The sequence below is a fragment of the Nitrosomonas sp. genome (assembly GCF_024282095.1).
Lineage (GTDB): Bacteria > Pseudomonadota > Gammaproteobacteria > Burkholderiales > Nitrosomonadaceae > Nitrosomonas.
On the sequence record NZ_JAMWZS010000009.1, the window covers coordinates 1 to 19,455 of the forward strand.

Below are 19,455 nucleotides of genomic sequence, written 5' to 3' on the forward strand. Positions count from 1 at the left end.
ACTTTCCTCCTCAGAGAATATGCGGTATTAGCACATCTTTCGATGCGTTATCCCCCACTTTAGGACACGTTCCGATGCATTACTCACCCGTTCGCCACTCGCCACCAAGTGCAAGCACTCGTGCTGCCGTTCGACTTGCATGTGTAAAGCATGCCGCCAGCGTTCAATCTGAGCCAGGATCAAACTCTTAAGTTTAATTCTGTTTTACTCTCGCTTGACGTTTCTTGATGTTGATTAATAAACCAATATCTACCTATCTTGCGAATACCAAATTACTTTTTTTAGAGCTCTTACACTCCAAATTTTCTATTAAGTACTCACACCTATCGATTGTATTTTTTTAAAGAGCGTCGCTACTTACTAATGTGTTGCTAAGCAGCGAGAAGCGGAATTATACAGACTCTATCTTGCTGGTCAAGATGTTTTTATACTTAATCTTTATATAAAAATTATAATGAATCTACAAGTGCCATAAGCCTTTGTAAATTCAACCATTCAGTCGTTCCTCTTTTATATTTCATCTGACGCCTTGCTTAAGACTTGCTTCGATAAAATGATTTAGATCTCCATCTAAAACACTTTGCGTGTTCCCAATCTCTAAATTTGTTCGCAGATCTTTGATGCGCGATTGATCCAGTACATAGGATCGAATTTGATGCCCCCAACCGATATCTGTTTTAGTCTCTTCAATGGCTTGCTTTTCATCATTCTGCTTACGAAGTTCAGCCTCATATAACCTTGACCTTAGCATTGCGAGTGCATCTGCTTTATTGCGATGCTGTGATCGCCCACTTTGACACTGCACTACTATCCCCGTGGGGTTATGTGTAATACGAATTGCGGAATCTGTTTTATTAATATGCTGCCCACCTGCTCCTGAGGCTCTAAAAGTATCGATTCTTAAATCTGCCGGATTAATTTCAATTTCTATCGTATCATCCACTTCCGGGTAAACAAATACACTCGCAAACGATGTGTGTCGACGATTACCGGAATCAAATGGCGATTTCCTGACCAGACGATGAACGCCGGTCTCGGTACGCAAATATCCGTAAGCATATTCACCAGACACCTTTAAGGTAGCATTTTTAATACCGGCAATATCACCCGGCGACTCCTCTAAAACTTCGACATTGAATCCTTGTCGCTCACAATAGCGTAAATACATCCGCTCAAGCATCGCTGCCCAATCTTGTGCTTCGGTTCCTCCAGAGCCCGACTGAATATCCACAAAACAATTATTCGGATCCATAGGATCAGAAAACATGCGCCGAAACTCCAGGTCAGCTATCACTTTTTCCACATTCCCGACATCGTCAGCAATACTGGAAAGAGTTGCATCGTCTGATTCATCCTTCGCTATTTGAAACAACTCTTGGGCATCATTTAACTGATGCTCCATTGTCTCCAATGTGACAACCGTATCTTCCAATAGCTTTTTCTCACGGCCTATTTCCTGAGTGCGTTTACTGTCATTCCAAATAGCTGGATCCTCAAGCAACCGAGTTAGCTCACTCAATCGAGTCTGTTTAGTATCGAAGTCAAAGAAACCTCCGTAATTCATTGGCTCGATTTTCCAGATCTTGAAGATGATTAGCGATTGAATTGATTTGTTCTGCTTCCATAATTTTCACCTAAAATTTAATTCTTTAATTATACCTATTAGCGCACCAAATCTTGAGTATCTGCCATTAATTCCCGCAAACCATCTTTCTCCGCTACAACAGATACAATTTTTTAAACGGATAACACAACATTCTCAAACTATAGATCAGCAAAAAAATTATAATCGTTTGCAAGTGCAACTGAAGGTTCGTACATTTTTCATAAGCCGGTTAGTTTTATTAATCCATTCTTTCGAAAACTCAATGATGTCAAAGTTTATTGCATTAATTCCAGCGGCAGGCTCAGGTTCCCGCATGGGCCATGAGCTTCCTAAGCAATATCTATCACTGAATAATAAGCCCATGATTTATCATGCCATAAATACGCTATGGCAGAGTCGGCTCATTACAAGGATTCTTGTCATACTTGCACCTGGTGATCTTGAATGGTTTAAATACGACTGGTCACAATTCTCAGAAAAACTAACCGTACTAAACTGTGGCGGCATAACTCGGGCAGAAAGTGTGCTCAACGGCCTCATTGCAGCAAAACAAAAAGATCTGGTTCAATCCAATGACTGGATATTAGTACACGATGCCGCACGACCTTGTTTAACTTCAATCCAGCTGGAAAATCTAATCAAAGAATTAGCTGAAGACGAAGTGGGTGGATTACTGGCCGTACCAGTCGCCGATACATTAAAACGCAGTAATGCTAGTCATCGGATAATACAAACCGAATCGAGAGAAAGTTTATGGCAAGCACAAACTCCGCAAATGTTCCGTTATGACTTACTCACTCAAGCACTTCATAATGCAGCTAACGCAAATATCACGGATGATGCCAGTGCAATCGAAGCCTTAGGACTACACCCCCGACTTGTACTCAGCGATGCTTACAATTTTAAAGTAACCTACCCTCAAGATCTGGCTTTAGCCGAATTAATACTACAAGAAAGGAATAATTTGTGAATACCATGAGAATTGGACAAGGTTTCGATGTACATCAATTAGCTGAAGGCCGCCTACTCATTATTGGCGGCGTAACTATCCCTTACGACATGGGATTACTCGGTCATTCCGATGCCGATGTGTTATTGCATGCAATTTGTGACGCATTGCTAGGTGCCGCCGCATTGGGAGATATTGGTCAACATTTTTCAGATTCTGACCCGCGCTACAAAAATATTGATAGTCGCCTGTTATTGCGCAATGTATACAGCTTATTGGAAAGCAATCAATATCGAATTGTTAATATTGATGCAACCATTATTGCGCAAGCCCCCAAAATGGCCCCCCATATCCCTGCCATGATTGCAAATATCGCGCATGATTTAAAAACCCACCCGAACAATATCAACATTAAGGCCAAAACGGCTGAGCATCTGGGTGCAATTGGTCGCAAAGAAGGTATTGCGGCAGAAGCTGTATGTTTAGTTGATCGTACGCCGGGAAGTGAGATTGATTAAAAAACACACCCATTCCAATACAAAACCGATTCGAGTATTTTTTGCTATTTTTCCAGACAAATCTGTGCAAGCACAATTAGCTCATCAAGCAGAACAATTAGAATCCATTTGCGGTGGCAGCGCAGTCAAAATGCAACAGATTCATCTCACTTTGCTATTTTTAGGAAATATAGCTATTCACCAGCTTGAGATACTTCAGCAAGCCATGAAAAATATTTCTGCAGAAAAATTTGAATTTAAATTGGAGGAAATTTGCTATTGGAAACACAATCAAATTGTTTATAGTCAGACAAAACAATTCCCTGTAGCGCTGTTTACCCTTGTTGATACATTAAGGAACGCATTATCAGAAGCTGGATTCCAAATTGATACGCGCGCCTATAAGCCCCATGTTACGCTAATTCGGAAGGCAACTCATTGCACAAAAACCAACCTGGATATTCCCCTTGTCTGGCATGTCAATGAGTGGTTTCTCATTCAGTCCAAACAAACGCATAGCGGTGTTGAGTACATTCCGCTGAGTCAATGGCATTTGCGATAAATTGATATGAATGAACAACATCTCTTAATCTGTAACCCTGATTACAAAACATCGACAACCCATAGCACTTAATCATCTTGAAAATTCTCGCCCTCGAAACCTCTACTGAATATTGTTCAGTCGCACTTTATCTGGATGGCAAGATTCTCAATAAGGAAATTCTTGCTGAGCGTCGTCATTCTGAAATTCTTTTGCCTATGGTTCAAGAGATATTGGCGGAAGCTGAATTAACATTGCGTCAAATCGATGGCATCGCTTTTGGTGCAGGCCCAGGTTCTTTTACTGGTTTGCGCATAGCATGTGGAGTCGCCCAAGGTTTAGCGTATGCGGTCACTCTACCTGTTGTTGGCATTAGCACGCTGACAGCAGTTGCACAAAAAATCAGGAAACAAAAAGTCATTGTGGCACTCGATGCTCGTATGGGCGAAATTTATCATGCGGCCTATCAACAATTAACAAGCCACACCTGGGAAATCATTAGCCCCCCCATACTCTGTTCACCGCAACATTCACCCGCGATAGCAGGCAATGAATGGAATGGATGCGGTAGTGGTTTTGAGGTATATAGCAAAGAACTGGCATTGATTTATAATAACAACCTCGAACAGATTCATTATGGATTCCATCCCCAGGCTGGGGAAATAGCACAACTTGCGCTACCCAAATTTACTGATGGATCCGCTGCCGATCCAGCAAACGCAGCTCCCATATATATACGCAATAAAGTGGCCTTAAAGGAAAGTGAGCGATGAATACCACGGAACAACAAATGGTTGAGATCAGAAATATGCAACCAGCGGATCTGAATCGTGTCATTCTCATCGAACGAGAAATTTTTCTTTTTCCATGGTCACTGGGAAATTTTGCGGATTCAATCGAGGCGGGTTATGTCTGTCAGGTTCTGCAACAAACCGATACGCTGATGGGTTACGGCATCATGATGATGAGCCCCGAAGAAGCGCATGTTCTCACGCTGGGTATTGCCGCAAACTGGCAGAAAAAAGGCTGGGGGAAGAAACTCCTGCAACATTTCATTCACTATGCCAAAGATGAAAATGCAAAATCGATGTTCCTGGATGTACGGGAATCCAATCACGGTGCCGCACAACTCTATCAACAAATGGGTTTCCAACACATTGCCACACGCAAAGGCTATTATCCTGCCATGTGTGGACGCGAAGACGCGCTGGTCATGCAACTGATGCTATGAACACCCGGCGTAAGCAAATACTCAAAGAATTAGGTCTTACACCCATGTGGCATTTAAAATCAGCCGCGCTCATGCCCAATAAGATACTGGAATCTCAATCGATTGAGATCAATAACTTGGCAGCTTCACCTGATCCTGCAAAAGATTTGCAGCGGCCCCAGGAAATCCAACAGATGAATTGGGAGCAACTCAAATTATCGGTATCTCATTGCACTGCCTGCCCTTTAAGCCAGGCACGCACGCAAACAGTATTTGGCGTTGGTGACGAAAATGCTGATTGGCTCTTTGTAGGTGAAGGTCCCGGCGCACGAGAAGATGCAACAGGAGAGCCCTTTGTAGGGCAGGCTGGCAAACTGCTTGATCAAATGTTGGCGGCTATCGGCTTAAAACGCGACCATCAAGTTTATATCGCGAATATTGTAAAATGCCGCCCGCCCAATAACAGGAATCCCAGTTTAGCCGAGGCTCGTCGGTGCGAACCGTACCTGACTCGGCAGATTGAATTAATAAAACCTAAGCTTATCATTGCATTGGGAAAAGTTGCCGCACAGAATCTGCTTGGCTGTGAAGACAGCATCTCCAGCTTGCGTGGAAAGGTACATGATTATTCCGGTATACCCTTGATCGTCACTTACCATCCGGCCTACTTGTTACGCGCGCTCCCGGAGAAAGCCAAGGCCTGGAAAGATTTATGTTTCGCCCGATCAACAATGCAATCCATCCAATAAACCACTTATTCCACGCAACTGTAAAGCTTTATTCCATTAAAATCAGTGCTTCTTCTCTGCACCAATCAAATGCAACGAATCGGCTTTACTCTGATTCAACAAATGCCACTTTCTAATCAACGTCATCATAATCGATACAAATAATCCAAAAGCGACAATGACAACGTAAATATGCACTTCAAATAATATCAATACCGCATACACTGACAGCATCGCCAAAATGCTCAAATTCTCATTGAAATTTTGCACTGCGATGGAATGTCCGGCTCCCATCAAAATATGTCCCCGGTGTTGTAACAATGCATTCATTGGCACGACAAAGAATCCGGCTAATCCACCAATGAGCATCAACAAAATAATTGCGATCCACAAATCCTTTACGAAAACCATCGCCATCACGACAATACCCATTGCAATGCCCAGCGGAATAACTTTTACCGATTGCTTCAACGACACCCATCGCGCTGCCATGACAGCACCCACGGCAATGCCCACAGCAACCACACCTTGTAGCTGAGCAGCTTGATTGAGTGGATAGTTCATTGCCACTTCGGCCCATTTCAGGACAATAAACTGTAGCGTAGCTCCCGCCCCCCAGAACAGTGTCGTGACTGCAAGCGAAATCTGCCCGAGTTTGTCCGACCATAATAATTTTATGCAATGACTAAACTCATGAATCAGATAAAAAGGATTCTTCTTAGGAATGCGATGGTCAACACCGGTATTGGGAATATACAAGTTAAATAGCGCCGCAATCGCATAAATGATAGCTATCAAAAAAATGCCACTCTCCAATGCGCTGTCTATTCCCGTGTCAATGAGCGGAAAATCAAATCCCAACAAAATACTTGCGACAGCGGGAGTAATCAGAATACCGCCCAAAACAGTACCCAACACGATGGATGCCACCGTCAATCCTTCGATCCATCCATTGGCAATCACCAATTTCTCGGCTGGCAATAATTCGGTCAATATGCCATATTTAGCGGGTGAATAAGCTGCTGCGCCTAACCCCACAACGGCATAAGCAGCCAATGCAAAATATTGGTGCATGGCAATAAATAATAAGCCACAGCCTACAATTTTAATGGTATTGCTGACAAACATGACGCGCCCTTTCGGCATAGAATCAGCAAATGCACCAACGAAGGGAGCGAGAATGACGTAAAACAATACAAAAACAAACTTCAACATGGGTGTTAAGTAGGCGGGAGCATGCAAATCAATCAACAGCGCAATCGCCACAACCAGCAACGCATTATCTGCCAGAGAAGAGAAAAACTGCGCTGCCATAATGGTATAAAAACCGCGTTCCAAGCTATTTCCTTGTAGGGGTAAGTTTTAAAGAATTAATTTTTGTCATTCATTTGTTCTAAAAGCTATTTAAACAATGTCACACATCGTTTTTCATATTCTATTCATTGAGAGCGCGAGATTATCATATTATGTCGGTTATTAGCATGTCATTATCTGAAAGTTGAATTCAGCACACCCAATTAGATTATTATAAAAACCCTGCGAAAGAATATATTCACTGCTGCTCATTCTGGACACAATATCAATGCCGCGCCCCATCAAAGCTTCAATAGACCTTTCTGCTTTAGCACACAATCTGACCATAGTACGCCAATATGCGCCACACTCGCGCATTATGGCCGTCATCAAAGCCGACGCTTATGGCCATGGGCTACTGCATACCGCTAGCGCTTTAAAAGATGTTGATGGATTTGCACTGCTGGAACTGGGTGCTGCAATCTCTCTACGCGATGCCGGTTATCAGCAGCCCATCCTGCTGTTGGAAGGTTTTTTTTCTACACAAGAATTGGTGCTGTTTGAACAGTATCAATTAAGCGCAGTCATTCACCATAGTGAACAAGTCGCTATGCTATTAGATTCCAAGCATCAGAAATTGGATTTATTTATAAAAATCAATACCGGCATGAATCGCTTAGGACTGGCACCTGAACAATTTCCCGGAACAATGCGGCAACTCAAAGAAAATCGATATGCACACAATATTACATTGATGACGCATTTTGCCTGCGCCGATGAGTCTTCAGAAGAAGAAAGTGTGTTGCGACAGCTCCGGTGTTTTGAACTGACTACCAAGGAATACAACCATCCACGCTCACTTGCAAATTCAGCGGCCATCATACGTTATCCTAACACACATGCCGATTGGGTACGCCCTGGCATCATGTTATATGGCGCTTCCCCCTTTTCTGATCAAACCGCATCAGATCTCAACTTGCGGCCTGTTATGACACTGTCCAGCCGGATCATCGCAATACACAATCTAAAATATGGAGACAAAGTAGGCTATCACGGCCTATTCCAAGCTGACCGCCCAATGCGTATCGGAATTGTGGCGTGCGGCTATGCCGATGGATACCCACGCCATGCACCGACAAACACACCGGTACTGGTAAACAATCAGCGTAGCCGCTTATTGGGTCGAGTATCTATGGATATGCTGGCTGTAGACTTAACTGAAATTGAGAACGCCGGACTAAACAGCCCGGTTATTCTTTGGGGAGCAGGGGTATCGGTTGATGAAGTCGCTCATCGGGCGGGCACAACCAGCTATGAGCTGCTTTGCGCGTTAGCACCACGAGTAGATAAATTGTGCGCTAGTTATTAAAGAACCCAATCTACCCGTGGTAGCCCGACAATCCAGAAATACTATTCCACTTTTGCTTTACCACGTAAATCTTGCACAACTGTTGCAAATTCTCGCTGTAATACACGTTGCTGTATATTCTGTTTTACTTCTTCAAATGGTGGAACTTCCATCGGACGCGTATCCATTAATTGAATCACGTGCCAACCAAAAGAAGTTTGTACCGGTTGTTCTGTCAACCCACCTTTCGATAACTTTACCAGCGCTTCGGAAAAAGGCCGAACATAGGCCGCTGGCGGGCTCCAATTCAGTTCACCGCCATTTTCCTTGCTACCGTCATCGATGGACTTCTCTGCAGCGATTTTGGCAAAATTACCGCCTTTCTTAAGGTTAGCAATGATATCGCGCGCCGCACTTTCACTGTCCACCAGAATATGTCGTGCTTTATATTCTTTATCGCCCATCTGCACTTTCAGCATCTCATATTCTTTGCGCAACGTATCGTCACTCACCGCATTATGTTTGATGTAATCAGCCTGGAATGCTCTTACCAATACTGCTTGCCGGGATACTTCAAGCTGTGCAATAACTTCCGGATCTTTATCCAGTTTCTTTTTCATTGCTTCTTGCGCAAGAATCTCCTCAGCAATCAGATTTTCACGCAACGCTTTTCTCATTTCCGGACCATCTGGCTGACCTTGTGCAACACTTGCTTTCACCATTAATTCCAGACGCGATTGCGGAATTGCTACACCATTCACCTTAGCCACTACTCCTGTTGACTGGGCTTGAACTGATAGCGTAAGCAAGCCCAAAATACTAACTGTCATTACTTGTGAAAATTTCGTCAAACGCATGGAATTTCCTTATCGTGATTTGGATAAAATTTATATTCTGATGAATATAATTGCCTTGAGAAAGTATACGCCTTAACTTGATGGACGTGAATCCTTACGTATTTTCATTGCTCTTGAAGCAATTGGGAGAGTAAAGTGTACAAGCGCTTATGCAGGCAATACCTTTTTAAAAGGTTTAATGGTCACTTTTTGATAAACACCTGCATGCTTATAGGGATCAGCGTCAGCCCAGGCTTGTGCAGCTTCTAAGGATTCAAACTCTGCCACAATCAAGCTTCCTGAAAAACCCGCTGACCCCGGATCCTGATTATCGATCGCAGGATACGGTCCGGCTAAAATTAAACGCCCTGCCGCTTGCAACGCTTGAATTCTTTTTAAGTGCTCCGGACGAACCGCCATTCTTTTTTCCAAACTGTTCGGAACATCTTCACCATGGATAGCGTATAACATCATTGCTCTTTACTCACTTTATTTTCGTTCTTTTCCGTTGCATTACCCTGCTCGCTGACTGCTAATATTTGCGGTGTATCTTTTAGATATTTTCCTAGCATCATTACTTGCACTATGATGAAAACAAGCATCAAACCAGTCGCTCCAAATAATTTAAACGTAACCCAAGTATCTACTGAGAAACCAAATGCAACATAAAGATTAATACAACCCATTGATAGAAAAAATCCTATCCAGCTCAAATTCAGTTTATTCCAGACGATTGATGGCAATACCATCTGTTTTTCCAGCATCGCTTGAATCAGATTTTTTCTGAAAATCAGATTGGATACCAGTAAAGCAGTTGCAATCAGCCAATACAGCACTGTCGGTTTCCATTTAATAAATGTTTCATCCTGAGATACTAATGTAGCACCACCAAAAATGACAATGATAGCCAAATTTGACCACATCATTTTATCGACGTGGCGATGCCGGAACCAAAGCCAGCCAATTTGTACAATAGCCGCCGCTATCGCAACTGCAGTCGCGACAAAAATATCGTAAACCTTGAAAGCTACGAAAAACAAAATGACGGGAAACAAATCGAATAGAAACTTCATACCAATACTGCCGGTAATTGGCTTGTAAGATTATTTTTTTCCTTGGTTGCGGCACCCAATAATGCATACCCCAGTAAATTACCGGTCTCATCCCGATACAATGCTTTTACGCCATCGGTATCAGCCTCAACCTGCCATTCGCCCTGCACACTAAAATCAGGCGGTGAAACGACTGTTGGGCACGCCGGTGTTTTCACCATGACCGGCATTGCCGGATAGTGAACAGATGTTGGATTACCTGCAAGTGTTGCAGCTAAAGCCCGCGCTGCGTGTGTAATCGGCATCACAAAAGGTAACACTTTACTTTCGACTTCTGCACAATCGCCCAAAGCATAAATATTAGCAAACCGAGTTTGTAATAAGCGATTCACCACAATGCCACGATTAACTGGAATACCCGCTGCTTCAGCGAGTTGCGTACGAGGACGTAGCCCCACTGATGAAAGTACCAGATCAGAATCGATTGACTCACCACTGGTGAGTGTTAAACGTAGTCGGTCTTCAACCTGATCAACCGTCTGAGTTGTCGCATTTAAGTGAAAAACCACACCGGCCGCTGCCAATTTCTGCTGTATAAATGCACCACTTGCCGGTGGCAACAACCTCCCTAGCGGTTGTGTGCTGATATCAATGACATCTACCTGATATCCCGATGCCGCCAAGTCGTTTGCAAATTCACAACCGATTAAACCAGCGCCGATAATACTGACTCGTTTCTTACCAATCAACGCTTCACGGAAATTTTGATAATCATCCAGGTCATTCACGGTTAATATTTTTGCTACGCCATCTCCCTGCAACGGCAACCGCACCTGATCCGCGCCTAATGCCAGAACCAGTTGACCATAGAATATTTTCTCACCATCGGCCAAAATCACGGCGCTTTGCGATTGATCAATGGTAGTGACACGACAATGAGGGCGAATGGAAATCTTCAATTGTGACGCCATTTGAACAGCATCACTATTTAAAATAGATGCGGGAGTCTTACCGAATGACAAGGCATTCGATAACATCGGCTTGGAATAAAAACCACCGTGATCGGCAGATATCATCGTTACCGGAATATCTGTATTAAGTTTTCGTAACTCACGCGCCACAGCATAACCAGCCAGACCACTCCCCACAATAACTACCGGATTACCCATTACTCAGATCTCCACCATTTCAAAATCCGCTTTATCCACGCCACACTCAGGACAAGACCAGTTCTCGGGAATATCTTCCCAACGTGTCCCGGCTTTTACACCATGCTCGGGATCACCCACTGCTTCATCATAAATAAATCCGCATATATTGCATTGAAATTTCTTCATTTCTTTAAACTTTATTTACAGAACTGTATAAAAAATAGGCACATTAATTTAGAGAAACTTTCCGTCAATCAATGTGCCTATTTATTATTCAATAGCGGTGTAGTGCTGAATAGCTCTTCATCAGAAATAATATATGGAAAAATTTAACTTTCCGAAGTGCGGTCATGTAATCAATGTAAATAGGATAAGCAATCACTCACAAAACAGTAGCAACATAAAAGCAAAGTATACCTTCCACTTTTATTATTTATTTTCCACTGTAGCTGTGTTGTTGATCAAGCTGGTACGTCTTTGCAAATAGGCGTCACGCATGAATTCATATTTATCCAGTGCGGCCTCTTCAAGCGTTTTATCGTCATCAAGAAACTGTGCACGTGCATTGATAGTTCTCGCTGTTGCAACGGGTAAACGTAATGCCACCGTATTCAGATAATCCACATCTTTCATAAAAACCCCTGTTACCCCCTGTGTGACAGGATCCATAAAGAAACTATCAACAGCGATTCCGAATGTATCGCGTACAGAACTTGGTCCCAAGAAAGGCAGCACAATATACGGTCCACTGGCAACACCATAACGTCCCAATGTTTGACCGAAGTCCTCGTTGCGTTTATTAAGATTAACATCGCTTGCTGCACTGATATCACTGGCAATATCAATCAAGCCGAATATACCAAAAGTGGTATTGATCAATACCCGTGTACTGCTGACAAGTGCGCTCTCATAATTTAATTGCAGCACAGAATTAGTGGCCACCACCACGTCGTTCAGATTGGAGAAAAAGTTTCCAACCACCAGTTCGATAGGATCTGGAGTAACTCGCTTATACCCTCTGGCAACCGGATCCAATACATTGTCATACACCATTTCATTAAAATTAAAAACGGCGCGGTTCATGGGCTCCAGAGGATCATAAGGACCATTCTGGTTATTCGTTTTGGTTGCAGCGCAGCCCGTTAAAAATAAACCAAATACCAGAATAGCAACAACTTTGGAACGGATAGTATTCATCATGCTCTTATTTATTTTAGTAAAAATTCGGTCGATCTTGCCACATTTACACAATTGGTTCAATACGCCTTGCCGCTAAGTGTGATTCGTTTGAATCAACTTTCAGTCGAGACACCACATGCAAAAACCAAAAAGTTTTCATTAAATCAACTACCAAGTCTCTGATATACGGAAAGTTTCCCATAGCACTTCATAACATTATATTTATTCAATGAGAAAATAATGTAGTTTAACGATTATGCTGTTTCCATCCCATTATGACGCAACAATGCATCCAGTTCCGGTTCACGGCCGCGAAATGCCATAAATGATTCCAATGCTGAACGGCTTCCGCCCATCGCAAGGATCTCTTCAAGAAAACGTGAACCGGTTGCAGCATTGACTACACCATCCGAAGCAGTCTCTTCAAACATACTATAAGCATCTGCCGAGAGTACTTCCGCCCACTTATAGCTGTAATAACCCGCAGCATACCCCCCAGCAAAAATATGTGCAAAACTATTAGGAAAGCGATTAAAATCCGGCGGAATGATGACCGCGACCGCTTTGCGAATATCATCCAGCAGTTGTAGCACCGTCTGGTCACCACTTGGTTTAAAATCAAAGTGGATATGCATATCAAAAAGTGCAAATTCTATCTGCCGCAACATCTGCAATCCACTTTGAAAGTTCTTGGCTTTGATCATCTTATCGAATAAAGTTCTCGGCAGCGATTCGCCGGTATCGACATGCTGCGTCATTCCGGTTAGCACATCCCATTCCCAACAAAAATTCTCCATAAACTGACTGGGCAATTCCACTGCATCCCATTCAACCCCGTTAATACCCGATACGCCCAAATCTTCCACTTGTGTCAGCAAATGATGCAAGCCATGGCCGAATTCATGAAACAGCACGATCACTTCATTATGGGTGAATAAAGCCGGACGATGTTGGTTATTGATAGTCACAGGCGCCGAGAAATTACACGTGAGATATGCGACCGGTATTTGTATATCGTGATTTCCTGCTTGTGCATTGTTGATTCGACGACGTGTAATCGCATCATCCATCCATGCGCCGCCCCGCTTGGTAGGCCGTGCATAGAGATCAAGATAAAATTGACCGATTAATTGACCTTTCGCATCGTTAATATCAAAAAATTTCACATCAGGATGCCAGCACTGAACATTGCGTGCAGCTATCGCTGGCACAATATGTATACCGTACAGCTTTTCCACTAACTTGAACATGCCCGCCAATACCTTATCTTCCGGGAAATATTGCTTAACTTTCTGATCTGAGAAAGCATAGCGCTCTTCGCGCAATTTCTCACTCACATAGGCCAAGTCCCAAGCTTCAAGCTTCGGCAGATTCAGCTTCTCTGCTGCAAATTGCTGCAGTGCTTTCAGATCTCGTTCAGCGTACGGTTTTGCTTTGGCGGCTAATTTCCTTAGAAAATCCAAAACCTGTTGCGGGGAAGTCGCCATTTTCGTTGCCAGCGAAACTTCAGCATAATTCTCATACCCCAGCATTTGCGCTGCTTCCTGGCGTAGCGCCAGTATCTTGTTGATAAGCGGCATATTGTCTTTATCTAGTCCGGCCTGACCATCTAACTCACTGGCACGCGTCGCATAAGCACGGTACATTTGCTCGCGAAAATTGCGATTGTCGGCATACTGCAGTATTGGAAGATAAGATGGCATATGCAAGGTAAATTTCCATCCCGTTTTGGAATCCGCTGCAGCCTGTTCCTTAGCGGTTTGTAATACATCGTCCGGAATACCTGCTACGGTTTCTGCATCTTCAACAAATAATGCATAGGCATTCGTGGCATCCAGTAAGTTATCATTAAACTCTGATGATAATTTCGACAGGTCTTCCTGGATCTGCATGAATCGTTGCTTTTTGTCAGACGGCAATTCCGCGCCACCTAAACGAAAATCCCTTAATTCATTTTCAATAATTTTTTTTCGCGCCGCAGTCAAATGGTCAAATTCCGCACTTGCTCGCAATTGCTTAAACTTTTCGAACAATACCAAATCCTGCGATAGTTCAGCGTAAAACTGCGTAATCAATGGAAGATTCGCATTATAGATCTCGCGAAGTTGCGGACTGTTCATCACTGCATTCAAATGCGATACCTGCCCCCAAGCACGTGATAAACGTTCATTGGCATCCACCATCGGCTGCACAAAAATTTGCCAGGTAGGCACCTGATTATCAGTCCGCACTTTTTCGATCACCGTGCGATTTTCTTTCAACAAGGTCTCGATGGCTGGTGAAATATGTTCATTCTTTATTTCCGCAAAACGGGGCAATCCGGAAAAATCAAGTAACGGGTTTGACATGTTGTTCCCAATAATCAGTTAAAAACTTGCGTCGTGCTAATGCGCATTGACAGGCCGTTGAAATCCGTGAAACACCATCAGACTCAGCGCTCGTAAACAATCTGGCCGTTCACCAAAGTATATTTAATACCACCGGGTAATTCCATACCCATAAAGGGCGTGTTTTTACCTTGACTCAGAATGGCAGTCGATGTCACCTTCCAATAATGGTCAGGATCAAATATGCAGATATCCGCGGCACTTCCGACGGCGATATGTCCTGCATCAATTCCCAGTATTTGTGCCGGGTCCGATGTAATCTTCGCCAACACTTTCAACAAAGGCAGGCGCATTTCCACCCCCCATTTTAAGGTTAGCGGCAGCAATAATTCCACACCGGTAGCACCGATCTCGGACTGACCGAACGGCAGCAATTTAGCATCTTCATCCACCGGCGCATGATCTGAACAAATCGCATCGATCGTGCCATCCAGCACACCTTGCCGCAACGCGTCCCGGTCACTGAAACCACGCAACGGCGGCATCAGATGACAATTGGAATCGAAGAAACCGATGTCCATGTCAGACAGATGCAGATGATTGATCGTCACATCGCAACTTATTGGCAAACCCTGCTGCTTAGCGACACGAACCATCGCCAGACCTTCAGCACTGGAAATCCGACACAAATGCACTCTGACGCCTGTTTCTTTCGTCAGTAAAATAATATTGGCTAAAGCAATTGTTTCAGCACACACAGGAACTGTGGGCAAACCCAGCCGAGTTGCCACTTCTCCATCATGCGCCACGCCATCACTGGTCAAGCTGATTTCTTGTGGCCGTAACCATACGCTGAAACCGAATGTAGAAGCGTACCGCATTGCCTGCATCAACACGCGCAAGTTGGATAATAAGCCATCCGACTGACCAAACACAACACACCCGGCATCATTCAATTCCGCCATCTCAGTCAGGCGCTCACCGTTTAATCCTTGAGTAAGCGCACCAATGGGATAAACATGTGCCTGATTAAGACTTTTAGCACGATGCTTCAGCATTTCGACCAACCCCGGTTCATCCAATGGAGGATCCGTATCCGGCGGACAGGCAAAACTCGTTACACCACCCGCAACCGCCGCTCCCATCTCAGATTCCAGCGTTGCTTTATATTCAAAACCAGGTTCGCGCAAGCGCACTGACAAATCAACGAAACCCGGGCAAACGATTAACGAGCGCGCATCAATGACGCGACTGGCCTGAAATTCCTTGGGAATTTCACCTATGGCGACGATTTTACCCTTCGCAATAAAAATATCCTGAACGGCATCAACACCATGCTTGGGATCAATCAAACGCCCATTCTTAATATGAATTTTCATGCAGACGACCTTAAGCTTGATTACCCGCCAGAATCGACATCACAGCCATGCGTACTGCGATACCAAATGTCACCTGAGACAAAATCACCGACTGTTTACCATCTGCAACCGCAGAATCAATTTCCACGCCCCGATTCATCGGTCCAGGATGCATGACAATGGCGTCACGCCGCGCAAGCGATAACTTTTCCGGAGTCAGTCCATAGTATTTAAAATATTCTTCCGGGCTAGGCAGATTCGCACCTTGCATGCGTTCATTCTGCAGGCGCAGCATCATCAACACATCAATATCCTTCAATCCTTTCGCCATATCATGATAGACATGTACACCCAAGCGTTCTACCATTTTTGGCAACAAAGTTTTAGGTGCAATCACACGCACTTCCGGTACTCCCAATGTAGTCAACGCATGAATCTGAGAACGCGCGACTCTGGAATGTAGAATGTCGCCAATGATTGCAACGCGCAAATTATGGAAATCCTGCTTGTAACGCCGGATCGTGAACATATCAAGCAATGCCTGCGTTGGGTGTGCATGACTGCCGTCACCGGCATTAATTACATGAATATCTGACCGCACATGCCTTGCAATCAAATGAGCAGCGCCACTCTGCGCATGCCGCACCACAAACATATCTGCATTCATCGCGGAAAGATTATTGACGGTATCCAGTAGCGCTTCGCCCTTGGATTGTGCAGAAACTGCAATATTGAGATTAATGACATCGGCCGACAACCGTTTAGCGGCAATTTCAAAGGTCGTTCGTGTACGCGTACTGGGTTCAAAGAAAAGATTGAATATCGATTTTCCACGCAATAATGGAATTTTTTTAACATCGCGTTCGGTAACGCCAACGAATGATTCGGCGGTATCCAATATGTGCAATAAAATAGATGCCGGCAATCCTTCCGTCGTCAGCAAATGCTGCAGCACACCATTCTCATTCAATTGCGGATTCCTATTCATCATTCCGCAAGGCTCTTGTCATACAAATTCAAGCTTAATTTTCCACTCGTTTCGCGCTTCAATTCCAGCATCTTGTCTGCCGGTAACTGAAGTTCAATGCCCGTATATTGTGCGGCAATCGGCAATTCCCGCCCACCGCGGTCAACCAGCGTAGCGAGCCTAATACAAGCGGGACGGCCGTAATCAAATAACTCATTAATCGCCGCACGAATTGTTCGTCCCGTATTCACAACATCATCGACCAACAAAATACGCGCCCCTTCCACTTCAAAGGGTATTTCCGATGGTTTGACTTGCGAGTGCAATCCAATTTTATCAAAATCATCCCGATAAAAAGATACACTCAATATACCCAGCGGTTCTGTAATTGCCAGTTCCTGATGCAAGCGCTCCGCCAGCCAAACCCCTCCCGTGCGGATACCTATAATTGCAAAACCCTTATAATCATCGGCTTGGATCTTTTGGACGAGATCCTTGAATACTGCTTCAGCGTCTGGTAATTGCATGCTGTTCGTCAAAAAATGATTGTAGTATCTGTTGTGCGGCTACCTGATCCAGCACTGTTTTTTGTTTTCTGCCGGTAATACCTGATTCACGTAACGCAGCACTGGCAGTTTGACTAGTATAACGCTCATCTTTCAATATCACTCTGATGTTGAAACGCCCTGTCAAACGCCGCGCAAAACGCCGGCTCAACTGGGTCAGTTCATGCGCGGTCCCATCGCTATGCAGCGGCAACCCCACCACCAGCAAAACTGGCTGCCAGGTTTCAATCAATTGCGCAATTGTAACAAAACATCGCTCCGTCACTTCGCCATCAATCGTCACCAAGGGACGCGCCGTGCCTAGCATATTATTGCCAATCGCCACACCAATGCGTTTTTTGCCAAAATCAAAAGCCAGTACGGTACCTTGCGGGAGCCGCTCCAGTGACTGGTGTTCCGAATCCACGTCTGAAAGAATTTCTGCCATCGGCAATGATAGTGATGATAATTATGCGTGCCCAACTTCATTGGAGAGGTTGGCATCATGAATGCCCAGTAACTGCATTGCCGCTGAGAGCCTTTCTTCCGATGGCATGTTAAATATCACATCGGATGAAGCCGGCACCGTCAACCATGCATTCTGAGCCAATTCGTGCTCAATTTGACCTGCGGCCCAACCCGCATAGCCAAGGGCAATCAATACTTGATCCGGCCCATCGGCACTCGCAATGGCTTTTAAGATGTCCAGCGACGTAGTCAATCCCACTTCCTGATTCACCGCTAACGTTGACTGCCACTTGCCTATGGGATGATGTAATACAAAGCCGCAATCCATTTGCACAGGCCCGCCAAAAAGCACAGGAATTGTCTGTGCTGAAAAATTATCTTGCGGAATGCCTAATTGATTGAATAAATTAACCAAAGTAAGGTCAGTTGGCCGGTTAATGACGATACCGATCGCGCCTTGTTCATTGTGCTCACAAATATACGTCAATGTCTTAGAAAATATAGAATCCGCCATTGTCGGCATAGCAATCAGGAAATGATGTGTCAGATTAATATTTTTCATGGCGAAATCGGTATTCCATTTACTTATTGCATCACTGTTTTATCTTGCTTATTTGATACCAGTTGATAATTAACAATTCTTAAGCTATTTATTATGATCAAACCCAATAAGCTGTTTGAGTCATCACCTTTGACCCAAGCTTCATCGTGAATTTTACAGGCAGCGGCAACTCGGCGCCGCCATAGGACAGCGCCATGGTCGCATGACTGGCTTCATCAATTTTCATTTGCGTGACAATAGCACGGCTTTTCTCATCCCTATTCGGCAAGCGTTCCAAATGACTTGCCAGATGCATACCCACTTGGTGCTCTGTTTCAGCAAGAAACCCCAAATTCCATTTATCACCCAACATTCCTGCCACTACGCCTATGGCAAAAGACCCGCCATACCACAGCGGATTCAGCAAGCTTTTACGCCCGCTCAGCTCAGCAATACGCCGCTCTGTCCATGCCAGATGTTCTGTCTCTTCGCGTGCAGCCTGCATCAATGTTTGCTGTACGGTTTCGTTACGCGCTGTTAACCCCTGCCCTTGATACAGCGCTTGCGCGCACACTTCGCCGACATGATTCACACGCATGAGCGCACAGGACAGTCGTTTTTCTGCATCAGTCAGCTCAACTTCGGGCAGTTCGCTACCCGGAACAGGTCGTAAGGTTTGCGCCGACGTCAGCAGAGTACGCAAAGCACTATCAAAACCAATGATAAGCTTGTCGATAGTAACCATAATCTATTAAAAATGAATGATGAATATAGGCGCTCATTATAGACTGATATTCAAAAAATCAGCCACCCTTTAGTACACAGAGGATTACTTACTGCTTTGCCAAATACTGTGTTG

22 protein-coding genes and 1 rRNA gene are annotated in these 19,455 nt (G+C 44.3%); 7 read left to right on the forward strand and 16 right to left on the reverse strand.

The features are described from left to right. Nucleotides 1-195 (reverse strand): 16S ribosomal RNA (locus Q0K92_RS04065); the annotation flags it as partial. Nucleotides 196-517: 322 nt separating this feature from the next. After that, nucleotides 518-1,625 (reverse strand): peptide chain release factor 2 gene (gene prfB, locus Q0K92_RS04070; protein WP_297324529.1). Its coding sequence is split into 2 segments (ribosomal slippage): nt 518-1,543 and nt 1,545-1,625, totalling 1,107 coding nucleotides; the frame shifts between segments, so codons are not numbered across the junction. Nucleotides 1,626-1,871: 246 nt separating this feature from the next. Here prfB and ispD point away from each other — a divergent pair. The 6 genes from ispD (at nt 1,872) to Q0K92_RS04100 (ending at nt 5,552) form a co-directional block, all read left to right on the forward strand. Then, nucleotides 1,872-2,576 carry a 2-C-methyl-D-erythritol 4-phosphate cytidylyltransferase gene (gene ispD, locus Q0K92_RS04075; protein ID WP_297324607.1) on the forward strand — a complete coding sequence of 235 codons (705 nt, stop codon included), beginning with the start codon at nt 1,872-1,874 and terminating at the stop codon, nt 2,574-2,576. Between the two features lie 5 nt (nt 2,577-2,581). Beyond that, the gene (ispF, locus tag Q0K92_RS04080; protein WP_297324608.1) at nt 2,582-3,073 is read left to right on the forward strand and encodes a 2-C-methyl-D-erythritol 2,4-cyclodiphosphate synthase; all 492 of its coding nucleotides are present in this window, start codon (nt 2,582-2,584) and stop codon (nt 3,071-3,073) included. Continuing rightward, a complete protein-coding gene (thpR, locus tag Q0K92_RS04085; RefSeq protein ID WP_297324530.1) occupies nt 3,066-3,614 on the forward strand; it encodes an RNA 2',3'-cyclic phosphodiesterase in 549 nt (182 codons plus the stop codon). The genes ispF and thpR overlap by 8 nt, the downstream gene beginning before the upstream one ends. A 77-nt stretch (nt 3,615-3,691) precedes the next feature. Further along, nucleotides 3,692-4,366 carry a tRNA (adenosine(37)-N6)-threonylcarbamoyltransferase complex dimerization subunit type 1 TsaB gene (gene tsaB, locus Q0K92_RS04090; RefSeq protein WP_297324531.1) on the forward strand — a complete coding sequence of 225 codons (675 nt, stop codon included), beginning with the start codon at nt 3,692-3,694 and terminating at the stop codon, nt 4,364-4,366. After that, complete coding sequence (gene rimI / locus Q0K92_RS04095) at nt 4,363-4,824, forward strand: ribosomal protein S18-alanine N-acetyltransferase (RefSeq protein ID WP_297324532.1); 462 nt, start codon at nt 4,363-4,365, stop codon at nt 4,822-4,824. The genes tsaB and rimI overlap by 4 nt, the downstream gene beginning before the upstream one ends. Then, nucleotides 4,821-5,552, forward strand: a complete 732-nt coding sequence (locus Q0K92_RS04100; protein ID WP_297324533.1) for a uracil-DNA glycosylase — start codon at nt 4,821-4,823, stop codon at nt 5,550-5,552. The genes rimI and Q0K92_RS04100 overlap by 4 nt, the downstream gene beginning before the upstream one ends. 42 nt (nt 5,553-5,594) lie before the next feature. Here Q0K92_RS04100 and lplT read toward each other — a convergent pair whose 3' ends face one another. Further along, entirely contained in the window at nt 5,595-6,869 is a 1,275-nt protein-coding gene (gene lplT, locus Q0K92_RS04105) for a lysophospholipid transporter LplT (RefSeq protein ID WP_297324534.1), read from the reverse strand. Nucleotides 6,870-7,113: 244 nt separating this feature from the next. On the opposite strand from lplT, the gene alr reads away from it, so the two are divergent. Continuing rightward, nucleotides 7,114-8,193: an alanine racemase gene (gene alr, locus Q0K92_RS04110; RefSeq protein WP_297324535.1), complete on the forward strand. Its 1,080-nt coding sequence runs from the start codon at nt 7,114-7,116 to the stop codon at nt 8,191-8,193. 41 nt (nt 8,194-8,234) lie between these two features. Here the strand turns inward: alr and Q0K92_RS04115 are convergent, their stop codons facing one another. From Q0K92_RS04115 to coq7, 13 genes are all read right to left on the reverse strand, one after another. Next, entirely contained in the window at nt 8,235-9,029 is a 795-nt protein-coding gene (locus Q0K92_RS04115) for a peptidylprolyl isomerase (RefSeq protein ID WP_297324536.1), read from the reverse strand. Nucleotides 9,030-9,176: 147 nt separating this feature from the next. Continuing rightward, nucleotides 9,177-9,479, reverse strand: a complete 303-nt coding sequence (locus Q0K92_RS04120) for a YciI family protein (protein WP_297324609.1) — start codon at nt 9,477-9,479, stop codon at nt 9,177-9,179. Beyond that, on the reverse strand, nt 9,479-10,081 hold the full coding sequence (locus Q0K92_RS04125) for a septation protein A (RefSeq protein WP_297324537.1): 603 nt from the start codon (nt 10,079-10,081) through the stop codon (nt 9,479-9,481). Before Q0K92_RS04125 ends, Q0K92_RS04120 begins: the two co-directional genes overlap by 1 nt. Further along, a complete protein-coding gene (locus Q0K92_RS04130) occupies nt 10,078-11,229 on the reverse strand; it encodes an FAD-dependent oxidoreductase (protein ID WP_297324538.1) in 1,152 nt (383 codons plus the stop codon). The genes Q0K92_RS04125 and Q0K92_RS04130 overlap by 4 nt, the downstream gene beginning before the upstream one ends. Nucleotides 11,230-11,232: 3 nt before the next feature. Next, entirely contained in the window at nt 11,233-11,397 is a 165-nt protein-coding gene (locus Q0K92_RS04135; RefSeq protein WP_297324539.1) for a rubredoxin, read from the reverse strand. A 243-nt stretch (nt 11,398-11,640) separates the two neighbouring features. Continuing rightward, the gene (locus Q0K92_RS04140) at nt 11,641-12,411 is read right to left on the reverse strand and encodes a VacJ family lipoprotein (RefSeq protein ID WP_297324540.1); all 771 of its coding nucleotides are present in this window, start codon (nt 12,409-12,411) and stop codon (nt 11,641-11,643) included. A gap of 233 nt (nt 12,412-12,644) precedes the next feature. After that, nucleotides 12,645-14,738, reverse strand: coding sequence for a M3 family metallopeptidase (locus Q0K92_RS04145; RefSeq protein WP_297324541.1), 2,094 nt, complete (start codon nt 14,736-14,738; stop codon nt 12,645-12,647). Nucleotides 14,739-14,821: 83 nt separating this feature from the next. After that, nucleotides 14,822-16,096, reverse strand: coding sequence for a dihydroorotase (locus Q0K92_RS04150; RefSeq protein ID WP_297324542.1), 1,275 nt, complete (start codon nt 16,094-16,096; stop codon nt 14,822-14,824). Between the two features lie 10 nt (nt 16,097-16,106). Next, the gene (locus tag Q0K92_RS04155) at nt 16,107-17,063 is read right to left on the reverse strand and encodes an aspartate carbamoyltransferase catalytic subunit (protein WP_297324610.1); all 957 of its coding nucleotides are present in this window, start codon (nt 17,061-17,063) and stop codon (nt 16,107-16,109) included. Next, nucleotides 17,063-17,569, reverse strand: a complete 507-nt coding sequence (pyrR, locus tag Q0K92_RS04160) for a bifunctional pyr operon transcriptional regulator/uracil phosphoribosyltransferase PyrR (protein ID WP_297324543.1) — start codon at nt 17,567-17,569, stop codon at nt 17,063-17,065. The genes Q0K92_RS04155 and pyrR overlap by 1 nt, the downstream gene beginning before the upstream one ends. Next, complete coding sequence (ruvX, locus tag Q0K92_RS04165) at nt 17,550-18,035, reverse strand: Holliday junction resolvase RuvX (RefSeq protein ID WP_297324544.1); 486 nt, start codon at nt 18,033-18,035, stop codon at nt 17,550-17,552. The genes pyrR and ruvX overlap by 20 nt, the downstream gene beginning before the upstream one ends. A gap of 21 nt (nt 18,036-18,056) precedes the next feature. Further along, nucleotides 18,057-18,617: a YqgE/AlgH family protein gene (locus tag Q0K92_RS04170; protein WP_297324545.1), complete on the reverse strand. Its 561-nt coding sequence runs from the start codon at nt 18,615-18,617 to the stop codon at nt 18,057-18,059. Nucleotides 18,618-18,714: 97 nt separating this feature from the next. Beyond that, on the reverse strand, nt 18,715-19,341 hold the full coding sequence (gene coq7, locus Q0K92_RS04175; protein ID WP_297324546.1) for a 2-polyprenyl-3-methyl-6-methoxy-1,4-benzoquinone monooxygenase: 627 nt from the start codon (nt 19,339-19,341) through the stop codon (nt 18,715-18,717). Nucleotides 19,342-19,455: the final 114 nt, after the last annotated feature.

Coding starts and splice junctions, on each gene's coding strand:
- Q0K92_RS04140 (WP_297324540.1), bottom strand. CDS start 12,411: ATGATGAATACTATCCGTTCCAAAGTTGTTGCTATTCTGGTATTTGGT.
- Q0K92_RS04115 (WP_297324536.1), bottom strand. CDS start 9,029: ATGCGTTTGACGAAATTTTCACAAGTAATGACAGTTAGTATTTTGGGC.
- ruvX (WP_297324544.1), bottom strand. CDS start 18,035: ATGGCAGAAATTCTTTCAGACGTGGATTCGGAACACCAGTCACTGGAG.
- Q0K92_RS04135 (WP_297324539.1), bottom strand. CDS start 11,397: ATGAAGAAATTTCAATGCAATATATGCGGATTTATTTATGATGAAGCA.
- rimI (WP_297324532.1), top strand. CDS start 4,363: ATGAATACCACGGAACAACAAATGGTTGAGATCAGAAATATGCAACCA.
- Q0K92_RS04100 (WP_297324533.1), top strand. CDS start 4,821: ATGAACACCCGGCGTAAGCAAATACTCAAAGAATTAGGTCTTACACCC.
- Q0K92_RS04120 (WP_297324609.1), bottom strand. CDS start 9,479: ATGTTATACGCTATCCATGGTGAAGATGTTCCGAACAGTTTGGAAAAA.
- Q0K92_RS04150 (WP_297324542.1), bottom strand. CDS start 16,096: ATGAAAATTCATATTAAGAATGGGCGTTTGATTGATCCCAAGCATGGT.
- coq7 (WP_297324546.1), bottom strand. CDS start 19,341: ATGGTTACTATCGACAAGCTTATCATTGGTTTTGATAGTGCTTTGCGT.
- Q0K92_RS04130 (WP_297324538.1), bottom strand. CDS start 11,229: ATGGGTAATCCGGTAGTTATTGTGGGGAGTGGTCTGGCTGGTTATGCT.
- Q0K92_RS04170 (WP_297324545.1), bottom strand. CDS start 18,617: ATGAAAAATATTAATCTGACACATCATTTCCTGATTGCTATGCCGACA.
- ispD (WP_297324607.1), top strand. CDS start 1,872: ATGTCAAAGTTTATTGCATTAATTCCAGCGGCAGGCTCAGGTTCCCGC.
- pyrR (WP_297324543.1), bottom strand. CDS start 17,569: ATGCAATTACCAGACGCTGAAGCAGTATTCAAGGATCTCGTCCAAAAG.
- ispF (WP_297324608.1), top strand. CDS start 2,582: ATGAGAATTGGACAAGGTTTCGATGTACATCAATTAGCTGAAGGCCGC.
- alr (WP_297324535.1), top strand. CDS start 7,114: ATGCCGCGCCCCATCAAAGCTTCAATAGACCTTTCTGCTTTAGCACAC.
- Q0K92_RS04145 (WP_297324541.1), bottom strand. CDS start 14,738: ATGTCAAACCCGTTACTTGATTTTTCCGGATTGCCCCGTTTTGCGGAA.
- Q0K92_RS04155 (WP_297324610.1), bottom strand. CDS start 17,063: ATGAATAGGAATCCGCAATTGAATGAGAATGGTGTGCTGCAGCATTTG.
- Q0K92_RS04125 (WP_297324537.1), bottom strand. CDS start 10,081: ATGAAGTTTCTATTCGATTTGTTTCCCGTCATTTTGTTTTTCGTAGCT.